This is a genomic window from Caenispirillum bisanense (assembly GCF_039523075.1).
Lineage (GTDB): Bacteria > Pseudomonadota > Alphaproteobacteria > Rhodospirillales > Rhodospirillaceae > Caenispirillum > Caenispirillum bisanense.
On record NZ_BAAAEP010000001.1, the window covers coordinates 112014 to 126592 of the forward strand.

Annotated in this window: 17 protein-coding genes; 12 read left to right on the forward strand and 5 right to left on the reverse strand. The window is 71.9% G+C overall.

Annotation, left to right across the window (positions count from 1 at the left end; all coding sequences use genetic code 11):
- The first annotated feature begins 290 nt into the window (after positions 1 to 290).
- The 8 genes from hemA to ABD056_RS00555 all read left to right on the forward strand — a co-directional run bounded on the left by hemA (position 291) and on the right by ABD056_RS00555 (position 6593).
- Positions 291 to 1502: a 5-aminolevulinate synthase gene (gene hemA / locus ABD056_RS00520; RefSeq protein ID WP_343863361.1), complete on the forward strand. Its 1212-nt coding sequence runs from the start codon at positions 291 to 293 to the stop codon at positions 1500 to 1502.
- Positions 1503 to 1555: 53 nt separating this feature from the next.
- Positions 1556 to 1945, forward strand: coding sequence for a YbaN family protein (locus tag ABD056_RS00525; RefSeq protein WP_343863363.1), 390 nt, complete (start codon positions 1556 to 1558; stop codon positions 1943 to 1945).
- Positions 1942 to 2538, forward strand: a complete 597-nt coding sequence (locus tag ABD056_RS00530) for a DUF2249 domain-containing protein (protein ID WP_343863365.1) — start codon at positions 1942 to 1944, stop codon at positions 2536 to 2538. The genes ABD056_RS00525 and ABD056_RS00530 overlap by 4 nt, the downstream gene beginning before the upstream one ends.
- On the forward strand, positions 2538 to 3884 hold the full coding sequence (locus tag ABD056_RS00535) for a hypothetical protein (protein WP_343863367.1): 1347 nt from the start codon (positions 2538 to 2540) through the stop codon (positions 3882 to 3884). The genes ABD056_RS00530 and ABD056_RS00535 overlap by 1 nt, the downstream gene beginning before the upstream one ends.
- Positions 3881 to 4387 carry a hemerythrin domain-containing protein gene (locus ABD056_RS00540; protein ID WP_343863369.1) on the forward strand — a complete coding sequence of 169 codons (507 nt, stop codon included), beginning with the start codon at positions 3881 to 3883 and terminating at the stop codon, positions 4385 to 4387. The genes ABD056_RS00535 and ABD056_RS00540 overlap by 4 nt, the downstream gene beginning before the upstream one ends.
- 21 nt (positions 4388 to 4408) lie before the next feature.
- Complete coding sequence (locus ABD056_RS00545) at positions 4409 to 5602, forward strand: NnrS family protein (protein WP_343863370.1); 1194 nt, start codon at positions 4409 to 4411, stop codon at positions 5600 to 5602.
- A 91-nt stretch (positions 5603 to 5693) separates the two neighbouring features.
- Entirely contained in the window at positions 5694 to 5903 is a 210-nt protein-coding gene (locus ABD056_RS00550) for a hypothetical protein (protein WP_343863372.1), read from the forward strand.
- 270 nt (positions 5904 to 6173) lie between these two features.
- Complete coding sequence (locus ABD056_RS00555; RefSeq protein ID WP_343863374.1) at positions 6174 to 6593, forward strand: hypothetical protein; 420 nt, start codon at positions 6174 to 6176, stop codon at positions 6591 to 6593.
- A 16-nt stretch (positions 6594 to 6609) separates the two neighbouring features.
- Here the strand turns inward: ABD056_RS00555 and ABD056_RS00560 are convergent, their stop codons facing one another.
- The 5 genes from ABD056_RS00560 to ABD056_RS00580 form a co-directional block, all read right to left on the reverse strand.
- Positions 6610 to 7152, reverse strand: a complete 543-nt coding sequence (locus ABD056_RS00560) for a cyclase dehydrase (protein ID WP_343863375.1) — start codon at positions 7150 to 7152, stop codon at positions 6610 to 6612.
- A gap of 14 nt (positions 7153 to 7166) precedes the next feature.
- Complete coding sequence (locus ABD056_RS00565; protein ID WP_343863376.1) at positions 7167 to 8336, reverse strand: zinc-dependent alcohol dehydrogenase; 1170 nt, start codon at positions 8334 to 8336, stop codon at positions 7167 to 7169.
- A 113-nt stretch (positions 8337 to 8449) separates the two neighbouring features.
- The gene (locus tag ABD056_RS00570; RefSeq protein WP_343863377.1) at positions 8450 to 9022 is read right to left on the reverse strand and encodes a DUF3306 domain-containing protein; all 573 of its coding nucleotides are present in this window, start codon (positions 9020 to 9022) and stop codon (positions 8450 to 8452) included.
- The gene (locus ABD056_RS00575; protein WP_343863378.1) at positions 9012 to 9554 is read right to left on the reverse strand and encodes a DUF3305 domain-containing protein; all 543 of its coding nucleotides are present in this window, start codon (positions 9552 to 9554) and stop codon (positions 9012 to 9014) included. The genes ABD056_RS00570 and ABD056_RS00575 overlap by 11 nt, the downstream gene beginning before the upstream one ends.
- A gap of 11 nt (positions 9555 to 9565) precedes the next feature.
- On the reverse strand, positions 9566 to 9952 hold the full coding sequence (locus ABD056_RS00580; protein ID WP_343863379.1) for a hypothetical protein: 387 nt from the start codon (positions 9950 to 9952) through the stop codon (positions 9566 to 9568).
- Positions 9953 to 10101: 149 nt separating this feature from the next.
- Here ABD056_RS00580 and ABD056_RS00585 point away from each other — a divergent pair, with 149 nt between their 5' ends.
- From ABD056_RS00585 to fdh3B, 4 genes are read left to right on the forward strand one after another with little or no spacing between them, the layout of a single operon-like run.
- Positions 10102 to 10764 carry a TorD/DmsD family molecular chaperone gene (locus ABD056_RS00585; RefSeq protein ID WP_343863380.1) on the forward strand — a complete coding sequence of 221 codons (663 nt, stop codon included), beginning with the start codon at positions 10102 to 10104 and terminating at the stop codon, positions 10762 to 10764.
- The gene (locus tag ABD056_RS00590; protein ID WP_343863381.1) at positions 10761 to 10973 is read left to right on the forward strand and encodes a twin-arginine translocation signal domain-containing protein; all 213 of its coding nucleotides are present in this window, start codon (positions 10761 to 10763) and stop codon (positions 10971 to 10973) included. Before ABD056_RS00585 ends, ABD056_RS00590 begins: the two co-directional genes overlap by 4 nt.
- 19 nt (positions 10974 to 10992) lie before the next feature.
- Complete coding sequence (locus ABD056_RS00595) at positions 10993 to 13890, forward strand: formate dehydrogenase subunit alpha (protein ID WP_343863383.1); 2898 nt, start codon at positions 10993 to 10995, stop codon at positions 13888 to 13890.
- 18 nt (positions 13891 to 13908) lie between these two features.
- Entirely contained in the window at positions 13909 to 14553 is a 645-nt protein-coding gene (fdh3B, locus tag ABD056_RS00600) for a formate dehydrogenase FDH3 subunit beta (protein ID WP_343863385.1), read from the forward strand.
- The last annotated feature ends 26 nt before the right edge of the window (positions 14554 to 14579 follow it).

Sequence of the window (14579 nt, forward strand, 5' to 3'; positions counted from 1 at the left end):
GGGGGGGGGGATCTCGGCGGCGCCGGCGAGGGTGGCGGCGGCGGCGGCGGCATCGGTGTCGGAACCGTGCCCGACCACGATCACCACCGGATCGTGCGGGGAGCGAAACGCAAAGCGGGTCATGCGGCGGGAACCTCCCGGATGGGATGGGTGGGTGCCGTCAGGGTGTGGCCGCCGCGATGCCGCCGCTTTGACTGCGATCAAGACCGGTCTTGACCAACCTCAAGGGCGGCGGCGGCGCCATCGCGCATGGTGGCGGCCTGATCGCACTGCCGTGAGGAACCGCCGCCATGGACTACACCGCCTTCTTCCAGGACCGCATCGCCGCGCTGAAGGCCGAGGGCCGCTACCGCGTGTTCGCCGAACTGGCCCGCCAGGCCGGCAGCTTCCCGGCCGCCACCCGCTTCGTCGACGGCGAGCCGCGCCCGGTGACGGTGTGGTGCAGCAACGACTACCTGGGCATGGGCCAGCACCCGGAGGTGCTCGCCGCCATGCACGCCGCAGTGGACGAATGCGGCGCCGGCGCCGGCGGCACCCGCAACATCTCCGGCACCAGCCGCCATCACGTCGCCCTGGAGCGCGAGCTGGCGAGCCTGCACGGCAAGGACGCGGCGCTGGTGTTCACCTCCGGCTACACCGCCAACCTGACGGCGCTGTCCACCCTCGGCGCCCTGATGCCCGACTGCCTGATCCTCTCCGACGAGCTGAACCACAACAGCATGATCGAGGGCATCCGCCATTCGCGGGCGGAAAAGGTGATCTTCCGCCACAACGACCTCGACCACCTGGAACGGCTGCTGGCCGCCCAGCCGCGCGAGCGCGCCAAGCTGATCGCCTTCGAAAGCGTCTACAGCATGGACGGCGATTTCGGCCCCATCCGCGAGATCTGCGACCTGGCGGAGCGCTACAACGCGCTCACCTACCTTGACGAGGTTCACGGCGTCGGCCTCTACGGCAGCCATGGCGCCGGCGTGGCGGAGCGCGACGGCGTGATGGACCGCGTGGACATCATCCAGGGCACCCTCGCCAAGGCTTTCGGCGTGGTCGGCGGCTATGTCGCCGCCAGGCCGGAGATCTGTGATGCCATCCGCTCCTACGGCCAGGGCTTCATCTTCTCCTCCGCCCTGCCGCCGGCGGTGGCGGCGGCGGCGCGGGCCAGCGTGTCGGTGGTGCGGCGCACCCCCTCCCTGCGGGAAACCCACCAGGAGCGGGCGGCGACCCTCAAGCATCTGCTGCGGGAATGGCGCCTGCCGGTGATGCGCAGCCCGAGCCATATCGTGCCGGTGCTGGTGGGCGATGCGGCGCGCTGCAAGCTGGCGACCGACATGCTGCTGGACGATTTCGGCATCTACATCCAGCCCATCAACTACCCCACCGTGCCGCGCGGCACCGAACGCCTGCGCCTGACCCCCAGCCCGCAGCACGACGACCTGCAGATGCGCCGGCTGGTGGAGGCGCTGGCCGCCGTCTGGCGCCGGCTCGACCTGCGGATCGCCGCCTGACCGTCCGCCTGCCCGCCTGAACCCTGACCTCCTGCCGGGAAAGGACTGCCGCCATGACCCTCCGCCGTACCCTGTGGACCGGCCTTGGCGGCATCTTCCTGGCGGTGGCGGCGGCCGGCGTGGTGCTGCCGGTGCTGCCGACCACGCCCTTCGTGCTGCTGGCCGCCTGGGCCTTGGCCAAGGGCAGTCCCGCCCTGGCGGCGCGGCTGGAGGCGCATCCGCGCTTCGGCCCCATCCTCGCCGACTGGCGGGCGCACCGGGTGATCCCCGTCCACGCCAAGGTCATCGCCCTGGCCATGATGGCCGCCACCCTGGTCCACCTGATCGCCTTTTCCGCCGCGCCGCTGGCCGGCGTTGCCGCCGCAGCCGGCCTGATGGCCGCCGGCGCCCTGTTCATCATGTCGTGTCCGGGCCGCGCGCCCGCCAAGGAAGGCCGCAAATGACTGCCTCCATCCTCTCCCGCCCCGACTGGGTCGCCGCGGTCGATGCCGACCCGGTGGCGGAAATCGACGTCAGCCGCCTGCTGGCCGGGGGCGGCGATCCCTTCGGCGTGCTCACCCGCACCGCCGCGACGGTGGAAGCCGGCCGGGGGATGGTGGTGGTGGCGCCCTTCGACCCGGTGCCGCTGCGCGACCTGCTGACCGGCGAAGGCTTCCAGAACCATGTGGAGACCCTGGCCGACGGCCGCTTCCGCGTGCGCTTCCTGCGCGCCGGCGGCTGCGCGGCGGCGGTGGCAGAGCCGGAGCCGGCCGCGGAGCCGGAGCCGGACCCGCAGGCGGAGCCCGATGCCCCGCGCAAGTTCTGGATCGAGGAGGACGGCCTGCACCTGGACGTGCGCGGCCTGCCGCCCCCCGGCCCGATGCTGGAGGTGCTGCGGTTCCTCGACGGCGGCGCCCATGCCCAGACGCTGATGGTGCATGTGCCGCAGTTCCCCGTCCACCTGATCCCCGAGCTGGAGGATCGCGGCTGGACCTACGAGATCGTCGCCGAGGCGCCGGGCCACACGGTCCTGCGCCTGGCGCCGGAGGGGCTTTGATGTCCGTCGTGCCCCTGGCGGGGGCGGAGCAGCGCCTGCTGCATCCCCTGGTGCCGGTTGCGTTCTTCGGTCTGGCGCTGGTCGCGCATCTGGCCCTGTGGGGCATCGCTGTGCTGTTCCCGGCCGAGGTCACCGCCGTCGGCGGGCCGGGGCCGGGCCTCGCGGCGGTGCATACCCTCACCCTTGGCGTGCTGGTGACGACGGCCCTTGGCGCGGTGCTGCAGATCCTGCCGGTGACGACGCAGCAGACGGCGCCGCCGCCGCTGCTCGGCTGGCTGGTACTCGCCGCCGTCGGCGGCGGCGGGGTGCTGCTGGTGGCCGGCTTCCTCGGCTTCCTGGTGCCGCTGATGGTGGCGGGGGCGGGGGCGGCGGTGGTCGGGCTGGTGCTGTTCGCCGTGTTGCTGGCCCGCCTGCTGCTGCGGGCGCGGGCCTCCGCTCTGGCCGATACCCTGCCGGCGGTGTGGCTGGCGCTCGTCTGCCTGCTGGCGGTGGTGGTGCTGGGCGGGCTGCTGGCGCATGACTACCGCCTCTCCCTGCTGCCCGACCATGCCGCCGCCGCGGCCACCCATGCGGTGCTGGCCGCCTACGGCTTCATGGGCTTCCTGGTGGTCGGCTTCAGCCATGTGCTGGTGCCCATGCTGGCGGTGGCCGAGCCGCCGCCGCCGGGCAGCGGCCGCCCGGTGCTGGCGCTGGCCGCCCTCGGCCTGTCGCTGGCGGCGGGCGGTCTGCTGCTGGCGGTGCCGGCGGCCGTCTGGGCCGGCATGGTCGCCGGCTTCGTCGCCGCCCTGCTGCATGTGCGCCTGATGCTGCGCACGGTAGCGAAGCGCATGCGCCGCAAGCTCGGCCTGTCGTTCGTGATGATACGCGCCTCGTGGGCGCTGCTGCCGCTGTCCATCGTCGCCGGCGCCCTGGTCTACGCCGGCGTGCTGGAGCCCGAGCCCTTCGGCGTGCTGCTGCTGCCCGGCTGGCTGCTGACCCTGCTGCTCGGCATCCTGCAGCGCATCCTGCCGTTCCTGGCCTCCATGCACACCGTCCGCACCTGCGCCCGGCCGATGTCCGCCAATGCGCTGGTGTGGGACGTGCCGCTGAGGCTGTCGACAGTCTGCCATCCGCTCGCCCTCGGGCTGCTGCTGGCCGCCGTGGTCCTGGCCCTGCCGCCGCTGGCGGTGGCGGCCGGCGTGGCGGGGGCGGCGGGGGCGGCATCCTTCCTTGTCTACGGCATCACCGTGGCCCGCCGGGCCCGTCGCCATCGCCTGACCGTGGGGCCCAAGGGCTCCGGTCCCAAGGCGGCGCCGCCGCCGCGTCCGCTGCCGGTCATGCCGCGTCCTTCGGAGAGTCACTCATGAACACCTTCTTCGGCTCCACCCGCACCGGCGAAGCCCTGCACGGCGAGCACCAGTCCACCCTGGCGGCGCTCGACGGGCTGGAGCGGCTGACCGACCGCAGCGGCCTGCCCGACGTCTCCGACCCCGCCGTGCAGGCGGCGCTGGAGGCGGTGGCGACGGCGCTGGAGGACGATGTCGCCCGCCACTTCGCCTTCGAGGAGGAGAACCTGTTCCCCCTCATCGCCCAGGCCGGCGCCACCTTCATGGTCGACATGCTGAGCGGCGAGCACGACGAGATCCGCCCCCTTGCCGCCGAGGTGCGCGACGGCTGCCGCAGCCTGCTGGCCGGCACCATGACGGCGGCCGACTGGCGCCTGTTCCGCGGCACGGCGCAGGATCTGATCGAGCGCGAGACGTTCCACATCCAGAAGGAGGAAATGGGCCTGCTGGCCGCCCTGGCGCAGATCCTCGACAGCGACGACGACGCCATCCTGGCGGCCCGCCACGCCGCCCTGCGCGGCTGACAGGGAAGGAGGATCCGCACCATGCCCGCCGTCCTGACCTATGGTTTCCGCATCTTCTTCCTGGCCGCCGCCGCCTGGGGCATCACCGCCATGGCGCTGTGGCTGGTCTGGCTGGCGGTGCATCTGAACGGGGCCGACTTCGCCGTCCTGTCCATCGCCCTGCCGCCGTTCCAGTGGCACGCCCACGAGATGGTGTTCGGCTTCGGCCTGGCCGCCGTCGCCGGCTTCCTGCTCACCGCCGTGCCCAACTGGGTCGGCTGCGCCCCGGTGCGCGGCCTGCCGCTGGCGGGGCTGGCGGCGGTGTGGCTGGCCGGGCGGCTGGCGGTCGGCTTCTCCGCCTGGCTGCCGGCGCCGCTGGTGCTGGCGGTGGACGCGCTGTTTCCGCTCGCCCTGGCGGTGACGCTGGCCCGCCAGATCGTGCCCGCCCGCCAGCCGCGCAATCTGGGCGTGGTGGCGGTGGTGACGCTGCTCGGCCTGCTGCAGGTGCTGTCGCTGGGGGATGCCCTGGCGCTGTTCGATAACCCGCTGGCGCAGACGCCGGCCCGCCTGGGGGTGGAGCTGCTGGTGCTGCTGATCGCCATCATCGGCGGCCGCATCACTCCCGCCTTCACCCGCAATTGGCTAGTGCGCCAGGGGCAGGAGGTGACGGTGGCCATGGGGACGTGGCTGGACCGCGGCGCCGTCGCCGTCACCGCCGCCGCCGTGCTGGCCGATGCCGCCGGGGCGCCCGATGGCCTGCGGGCGGTGCTGTTCGCCGCCGCCGGCCTCGCCCTGCTGGTGCGGCTGTCGCGCTGGCACGGCCGCCGCACCGGCGCCGAGCCGCTGCTGTGGGTGCTGCACGCCGGCTATGCCCTGGTGGCGGCGGGCTTCCTGCTGATGGCGGCGGCGGTGGTGGGGCTGCTGGTGGAGTCGACGGCGCTGCACCTGTGGACCATCGGCGCCGTCGGCGTGATGGTGGTGGGGGTGATGTCGCGCGTCGCCCTCGGCCACACCGGCCGCGCCCTGACGGCGCCGCGCCTGACCACGGTCGCCTACGGGCTGCTCGCCCTGGCGGCGGTGGTGCGGGTGGCGGGGCCGGCCCTGTCGCCCGCCTTCTACTCGCCGGCGCTGCTGACGGCGGCGGGGCTGTGGGTGGTGGCGCTGCTGCTGTTCCTGGCCGACTACGCCGTCATGCTGGCTACCGACCGTCCAGCTGCCGGCAGCGGCGGGGCGTGACGGTCGGCGCGAGCCTCCCGCCGTCGCGGGTCGTTGGATGAAGGAGGGCGGCGCGCCGCCCTCCGTCCCGTCCATCTGAGAGGAAGCCCGCATGTCCAAGCACCCGAAGACCGAACAGCCCACCGACGCCGACCTGAAGGACAACCCCCTGATCGGCGGCAACAAGGGCACCACCCGCGCGGGCGTGTCGCCGGACGAGCTGGATGACGCCCTCGACGACTCCACCATCGAAGGCGACATCGGCAACGACACCAACGCCCATGGCGGGATCGACAAGGCGCCCGGCCGCCGTCTGCACTGATCCAGGCACCTCCCGCCGCCGCTGCCGGGGGTCACCTGCGGCGGCGGCGGGGCCGCCTGCAGGATGCAATGCAGCCTGCCGCGTCCGTCGCGAAGTAACTCTGCCGGCGCCGCGTCGCCGCCCCGTCTGCCCCGGCGGACGTCGCATTAACCCTGATTTTCTCCGCCTTTCACAGCTTGGCCCGTGGTTTGCGACAGGTGCGGCAACCGGACGGCGGCGGGCTGCCGCGTCCAGCACGGACACGGACCAGAGAAAGCGGAGACAGCAATCATGCTGATGCAGACGATGAACGCCGGCGGCATCGATAGCGGGGCCGGCATCCATGTGACGGCCGGCGTCGGCGTGGCCTTCCAGGACGGCCATCTGCTGCCCGACCTGCTGCGCGCCGCCTGCAACGACGACGCCCCGGCCGGCTCCACCTGGGACGCGGCGGCGCAGTTCCTGCTGCTGCGCGACGTGCTGATGACGGTGCAGCGCTTCTCCAACGCCCGCGTGATGCAGCTGAACGTGCGCTTCTGCCTGGAGCGTCACGGCCTCGGCGCCCGCGATGCCGCCGCCCGCGCCGCCATCCAGGCCCTGGCCGACGCTGCCGCCGCCTATCTGGCCGAGCCCACCGCGGCCGAAGACCTGCGCCTGCGCAAGGCGTGGCAGGCGGTGGTGGCGGCCGGCGCCCAGCCGCCTGCCTGCTGAGGCCGAGGCACCGCCGTCAGATGGCGGCCGCCGGGGCCTGCTGCTCGCCGCCGCGGCCCGTTGCCGCTGCCGCCGCCGTCGCTTGCCCGCGCATGGCCTGGGGGTCCTGCGGGAAGCCGCTGCGGTCGCTGTAGTCCGGCGGCTCCGGGGCCAGTCGCTGGCGGGCCTGCAGGGCCTGGGCGCAGACGATGTCGAGCACGGTGATCGCCGCCACCGCCCCGGCCGCCAGCCGCGCCGCCTGCGGGCGATGGCGGCCGTTGTCGGTGCCGCCGGCCAGGGTGGCGAGGTCGACGGCGTCGCCGGCGATGCGGGCCCAGATGCCGTAGCGCGGATCATCCGCCGCCAGGATGGCGAGGCCGACGCCGATCTCCCGCAGGCCGTAGGCGCGCAGCAGGGTGCCGTCGCCGTCCATTCCCAGGCTGCGGGTCAGCCGCCGGCCGTAGAACAGTTCCGCCAGGCCGATGCCGATGCTCACCCAGCCGAGCCCGCGGGCCAGCTGACCGGCGGTGTCGGACAGCCGCTCGTAGCGGGCGGTGGTGTGCTGGTAGGGGTGGGTCATGGGGTGCTCTCCCGTCACGGCTTGAGGACGACTTTCACGCAGCCGTCCTTCTTGTGCTTGAACAGGTCGTAGTAGTGCGCCCCGTCGGCCAGGCTGCCGGTGTGGGTGATGACGAACGACGGGTCGATCTGGCCTTCCTCGATCCGCCGCAGCAGGTCGTCGGTCCAGCGGTTGACGTGGGTCTGGCCGGTGCGGATGGTCAGGCTCTTGTTCATCACCGCGCCGAACGGCACCTTGTCGATCAACCCGCCGTAGACGCCGGGGATGGACACCGTGCCGGCCGGGCGGCAGGCGTAGAAGATTTCCCGCAGCACATGCGGCCGGTCGGTCTCCAGCATCATGGCCTGCTTGGCGCGGTCGACGACGCTGTCGATGGAGCGGGTGGCGTGGGCCTCCAGCCCGACCGCGTCGATGCACTTTTCCGGCCCCTTGCCGTCGGTCAGGTCGCCCAGCCGCTCAAGGACGCTCTCTTCCTCGAAGTTGATGGCGATGGCGCCGCCGGCGACGGCCATGGACAGGCGTTCCGGCACCCGGTCGATGACCACCACCTGCTTCGCCCCCAGCAGCACGGCGGCCCGCACGCAGAACTGCCCGACCGGGCCGGCGCCCCAGATGGCGACCGTATCCGTCGGCTCGATGTCGCATTGCGCCACCGCCTGCCAGCCGGTGGGCAGGATGTCGCCCAGGAACAGCACCTGCTCGTCGGTCAGGCTGTCGGGCACCTTCACCGGCGCCACGTCGGCATAGGGCACCCGCACGTATTCCGCCTGACCGCCGGCATAGCCGCCGGTGAGGTGGGTGTAGCCGAACAGGCCGGCGGTGGTGTGGCCGAACATCTTGGAGGCCAGGTCCGCCCGGCGATTGGTGCGCTCGCAGACGGAGAAGTTGCCGCGCCGGCACTGGTCGCACTCGCCGCAGACGATGGTGAAGGGCACCACCACGCGGTCGCCCACCTTGAGCTTGCGGTTGTCGCGGCCGACTTCCATCACCTCGCCCATGAACTCGTGGCCGACGATGTCGCCCTTTTCCATGCCGACCATGAAGTGGTCGTAAAGGTGCAGGTCGGAACCGCAGATGGCACAGCTCGTCACCTTGATGATGGCGTCGCGGCCATCCTCGATGGTCGGGTCGGGGACCGTGTCGTAGCGGATGTCGTTCTTGCCGTGCCAGACCAGCGCCTTCATGGGGCGGTCCTCCTTTCGGATGAGTGTCTGCAAGGACAACGCCCGGACGCGGCGGTGGCCCGTCACGCAGGGGTGGTGCGGCTGCGCCTTTCGGCCCTGCGGCCCGGCGGCGGTCAGGCGGTGGCGGGCGGGTCTTCCTCGGCCGCCGGGACGGCGGTATCGGCGTCGGGCTCGCCATCGCCTTCGGGCGGGGCGGCGGCCTCCGGTTCCGTTGCCTCGGCGTCGGGGGCGTCGGCGGACTTGTCCTTCAGGTGGGCGAACAGGCGCTCGACCAGCTTTTCCGGCCGGTCGGTCGGGCGCAGGGCGGCGTAGCCGGGGGCGTTGAAGTCCCAGTCGTAGTCGGCGAAGGTCTTGTAGCCGGTGATGGCGGGGTCGCTGCTCCACGCCTTGCGCAGGGCGAGGCGGCGCAGGCTTTCCGGCACCTCCTTGCGCAGGAAGACCGTGTAGTCGCTGTCGGCGCCCAGACTGTCGATGGAGGGCAGGTCGGCGGGGTCGAAGGGGTCGGCGGCCTCCGCCTCCGCTCCCGCGGCCACCGGATCGGCCGGCGGCGGAACGGGCGAGGGGGAGGGCGGCAGCGGTGCCGGCTCGGGCACCGGCCCTGGCGGCGGTTCCACCGGCGGGTCGCGGTCGGCCTGCTTGAGGCGCGACCACCGCGACAGGAAGCCTTCGGCCGGATCATCCACCATGGCGGTCTCCGTCTGCGTGGGGGCGGCGGCGCGGGGCCAGCGCCTCGGGGTCGGCATCGTCGCGGCGGCGTTTCCAGCGCGGACGCTCCACGTGGTTGCGGGCGACGAACTCGGCCAGCCAGTCGCGCACCGGCGCCGGCATGGGCAGGGCCTCCAGCAGGTCGTCGCCGCATTCGGCGTGGGACTGGGCCTCGGCGGGGTCGACGGTCGCCAGCAGCAGCCGCCAGCCCGACGGCCCGCCGCCGCCCCGCCGCAGCACCACGTAGACCTTGGGCTGCGGCGCTTCCAGGTTGTCCTTGTAGTTCCGCGTGTCGCCGGGGTGGACGTGGATGTCGACGGTGCCGGCGAACATCTGCACGGTGTCGCCCAGGCGGGCCAGTTCCGACCACGACGGCCGCCCCACGGCCCCCGGCAGCACGGCGGTGACCGTCAGCACGTGGTCGAGCCAGCGGCTGCGGGCCGGCCGCCGTTCCACCACCACGCCCACCGGGAAGCGCTGCCGGCTCCGCCTTGCGCCCCTGTCCATGCTCATGGTCATGGCCGTTACTCGATGTAGCCGTCGCGGAACAGGTTGTCCGGTCCGCCGATGGGGTCCATCTCGGTGGTCGGCTGGCTGCCCACCTCGGTCGGACGCGGCAGCGGGGAGCCGTCCAGCGCCGGCGGGGCGTCCCACACGCGGGTCAGCTTGTCGTAGAGCGTGTCGCTGCCGCCTTCCTCCTGCGGGTTGGGATCGGCGGGCGGTCGGGTGCCCTGGGCGGTGGGCTCCGGCGCCTGGCTGTCCTCCACGTCCTGATCGGTGAGGCCGCGGCTTTCGGTGGAGCCGCCCTGGGCCGGCTCGCCCTGGGCCCAGGCCGGCGGAGGCATGGAACCGGCGGCCAGCAGCAGGGCCAGACCGGCGGCGGCGAGGGTGGGCAGGCGGGGTGAGGTCATGGTGGCAGCCTTCCGTGCGGCGCGGGACGGGCGGGGCGGGGTCCGTCGGGTTCAACGCGCAGCCCCGGCGGCGGGTGCGGCGAATGCGGCCAACGTCTTGTGCCTCTGGTGCGTTGTGGGGGAAACAGCATCCAGAAGCGGGGGCAGCGTTGCGCGGACCGGCGGCCGGAACCAACGACGACACCGAGGAACTCCGCGGACAGGCCTATCGCCTGCTGGCCGCCCTGCTGGCCCGCCCGCCCGACGAGGCCATGCTGCGCCGGCTGGCCGGGCTGCAGGGCGACGACGGCTCCACCCTCGGCAGCGCGCTGGCCAGCCTTGGCGCCGCCGCCGCCCGCACCGGCGCCGCCGCGGCGGAACGCGAATACAACCGCCTGTTCATCGGCGTCGAGCGCGGCGAGCTTGTCCCCTACGGTTCCTATTACGAAAGCGGCTTCCTGTTCGGTCCGCCGCTGATCCGCCTGCGCGGCGACCTCGCCGGCCTGGGCCTTGCCCGCGCCGACGGGGTGTGCGAGCCGGAGGATCACGTGGCGGTGACGCTGGAGACCATGGCCGACCTCATCGACGGCCGGGTCAGCGGCCGCACCGCCGACCTGGTCGGCCAGCGCGGCTTCTTCGAGCGCCACATCGGCACCTGGGTGCCGCGCTTCTTCCACGATCTGCAGCATGCCGCCGGCGCCAGCTTCTATGCGCCGGTGGGCGCCCTCGGCAAGGCTTTCCTGGCGGTGGAGGCCCGCGCCTTCGACCTGCCCGACGATGCACCCCCGGCCGGCCGCGCCGGCGGCCTGATGGTTGAGGAGACGGACGGATGAAACGCGACGACGACAACATGGACCCGCGGCGCCGCCGCTTCCTGAAGGCGGCCGGCCTGGCCGGCGCCGGTGCCGGGGCGGCGGTGGCGCTGCCGGCGGTGCTAGGCGGTGACGAGGCCGAGGCCTACCAGCCGCCGGCCGAGCAGAGCAAGGCGCAGTACTCCGAAACCGACCACGTGAAACGCTTTTACGCCCTGAACAGGCTGTAGGGGCAGGGAGGGTGCCAGCATGTTGATCAAGCGACGTACCGCCACGCCGGCACGCGGGGCTCTGTCGCAGGTATTGTCGACAGTCGACGAAAGAGGCGGCCTCGACCGCCGCACCTTCCTGCGCAATTCCGGGCTAGCGGCGGGCGGTCTGGCCGCGCTCGGCACCCTGTCGGGCGGGGTGGTGAAGAAGGCGGAGGCGGCGCCGCTGCTGGCCGACCAGCCGAAGATCCTGCGCAAGAACGTCTGCACCCACTGCTCGGTCGGCTGCACGGTGGTGGCAGAGGTGCAGAACGGCGTCTGGGTGCAGCAGGAACCGGGCTGGGAAAGCCCGATCAGCCAGGGCACCCACTGCGCCAAGGGCGCCTCGGTGCGGGAACTGGTGAAGGGCGAGCGGCGGGTGAAGTATCCGCTCAAGCTGGTCAATGGCGAGTGGACGCGCATCAGCTGGGATCAGGCCATCGACGAGATCGGCGACCGCCTGACCGCCATCCGCGACCAGTACGGGCCGGACAGCGTGTTCTGGCTCGGCTCCGCCAAGTTCTCCAACGAGGCGGCCTATCTGCTGCGCAAGTTTGCCGCCTTCTGGGGCACCAACAACGTCGATCACCAGGCCCGCATCTGCCATTCCACCACCGTCGCCGGCGTCGCCAATACCTGGGGCTACGGCGCCATGACCAACAGCTACAACGACATCCAGAACTCCCGCTGTCTGGTCATCATCGGCGGCAACCCGGCGGAGGCGCATCCGGTGGCCATGCAGCACATGCTGCGCGGCAAGGAACGCAACCGCGCCCCCTTCATCGTCATCGACCCCCGCTTCACCCGCACCGCCGCCCATGCGACGGAATTCGTGCGCCTGCGCCCCGGCACCGACATTCCGCTGGTGTGGGGCATCCTGTGGCACATCTTCGAAAACGGCTGGGAAGACCGCCAGTACATCGCCGAGCGCGTCTACGGCATGGACGAGGTGCGCGCCGAAGTCGCCAAGTGGACCCCCGACCGGGTGGAAGAGGTCACCGGCGTGCCCGGCGAGCAGCTGCTGCGCGTCGCCCGCACCATGGCGGAGAACCGGCCGGCGACGCTCATCTGGTGCATGGGCGCGACGCAGAAGACCGTCGGCACCGCCAACGTGCGCGCCTTCTCCATCCTGCAGCTGGCGCTCGGCAACATCGGGGTGGCGGGCGGCGGCGCCAACATCTACCGCGGCCACTGCAACGTGCAGGGGGCGACGGACATGGGGCTCGACGTTTCCACCCTGCCGTCCTACTACGGGCTGACGGAAGGGGCGTGGAAGCACTTCGCTCGCGCCTGGGACGTGCCTTACGAATACCTGCTGTCGCGCTTCGGCTCCAAGGAGCTGATGGAGGCCAAGGGCATCCCCACCACCCGCTGGTTCGACGCCGCCCTGGCGGAGCCGGACGAGATCGACCAGCCCAACCCCATCCGCGGCATGGTGGTCATGGGCCACGGCGGCAATACCGTCACCCGCATGCCGGACATGGTGAAGGGGCTGAACGCGCTCGACCTGCTGGTCATCATCGACCCCCACCCGACCACCTTCGGGGCCATGGGCGACCGGCTGGAGAACAGCTACATCCTGCCCGCCTGTACCCAGTTCGAGACCGACGGCAGCCGCGTCGCCTCCAACCGCTCGGTGCAGTGGGGGCAGAAGGTGGTCGATCCGATCTTCGAGTCCAAGGACGACTACGAGATCCTCTACCGCCTCGCCCGCAAGCTCGGCTTCGCCGACGAACTGTTCAAGCACATCGCCGTCCACGGCGGCCGCCCGCTGCCCGAGGACATCCTGCGCGAGATCAACCGCAGCTGCATCTCCACCGGCTACACCGGCATCTCGCCGGAACGGCTGAAGCTGCACATGAAGTACCAGGGCGACTTCGACCGCATCACCATGCAGGCGACGCGCGGCCCGCTGGAAGGTGAGTACTACGGCCTGCCGTGGCCGTGCTGGGGCTACCCGGAATGGGGTCACCCCGGTTCGCCGGTGCTCTATGACACGTCGAAGCACGTGATGGAGGGCGGCGGCACCTTCCGCGCCCGCTTCGGCATCGAGCGCAACGGCGAGACCCTGCTGGCCGAGGGCAGCTTCTCCGAAGGCTCCGACATCCAGGACGGTTACCCCGAGTTCACCATGGCGGTGCTGCGCAAGCTCGGCTGGGACCAGGAACTGACCGCAGAGGAAATGGCGGTGATCGAGGAGATCGGCGGCGACGACATCGATTCCGTGTCGTGGGCCAACGACCTGTCGCTCGGCATCGTGCGGGTGGCGCTGGCCCACGGCTGCCTCCCCTACGGCAACGCCAAGGCGCGGGCGGTGGCGTGGAACCTGCCCGACCCGGTGCCCATCCACCGCGAGCCCATCTACACCCCGCGCAGCGACCTGGTGAGCAGCTATCCGGCCATCGAGGACCGGCGCGAATACCGCCTGCCGCACCTCAACCACGCCGTCCAGCAGGCGGCGCTGGAGAACGACATTCCCTCGAAATACCCCTTCGTCCTCACCTCCGGCCGGCTGGTGGAGTACGAGGGCGGCGGCGAGGAAACCCGCTCCAACACCTGGCTGGCCGAACTGCAGCAGAGCATGTTCGTCGAGATCAACCCCCAGGATGCCGAGCGGCTGGGCGTGCGCGACGGCGACACCGTCTGGGTCCACGGACCGGAGAACGGCCGTGCCCGCATGCGGGCGCTGGTCACCCTGCGGGTCGGGCCGGGAGTGGTGTTCATGCCCTTCCACTTCAGCGGCCACTGGCAGGGCGAGGATCTGCGCAGCCAGTACCCGCCCGGCACCGACCCCATCGTTCTCGGCGAGCCCTGCAACGGCGTCACCACCTACGGCTACGACCCGGTGACTTTCATGCAGGAAACCAAGGTGACGCTCTGCCGCATTGAAAAAGCGTAAGGAGGAAAGGAAGGCCCCATGGCCAAGATGGCATTCATCTGTGACTCCGAGCGCTGCATCGAGTGCAATGCCTGCGTCACCTCCTGCAAGAACGAGCACGAGGTGCCGTGGGGCATGAACCGCCGGCGGGTGATCACCCTGCAGGACGGGCAGGCGGGCGAGCGCTCCATTTCCATGGCCTGCATGCACTGCAACGACGCGCCCTGCGCCGCCGTCTGCCCCACCGACTGCTTCTACCGCACGGAAGACGGCGTGGTGCTGCACAACAAGGATCTGTGCATCGGCTGCGGCTATTGCTTCTACGCCTGTCCCTTCGGCGCGCCGCAGTACCCCCAGACCACCGCCTTCGGCACCCGCGGCAAGATGGACAAGTGCACCTTCTGCGCCGGCGGGCCGGAGGACGAGACCACCGCCGAAGGCTACGGCAAGTACGGCACCAACCGTCTGGCCGAAGGCAAGCTGCCGCTGTGCGCCGAGATGTGTTCCACCCGCGCCCTGATCGGCGGCGACATCGAGGTGCTGGCCGACATCTATACCGAGCGGGTGCTGCGCCGCGGCTACGGCTCGCCCGCCTGGGGCTGGGCCACCGCCTACGGCGACCGCCAGGACGGCGACGCCTACGGCCCCCGCGGCCCCGGCGGCCCGCGTCAGGGTCAGTCCTGATGCACCCGCCACCCCGACGCCCGACC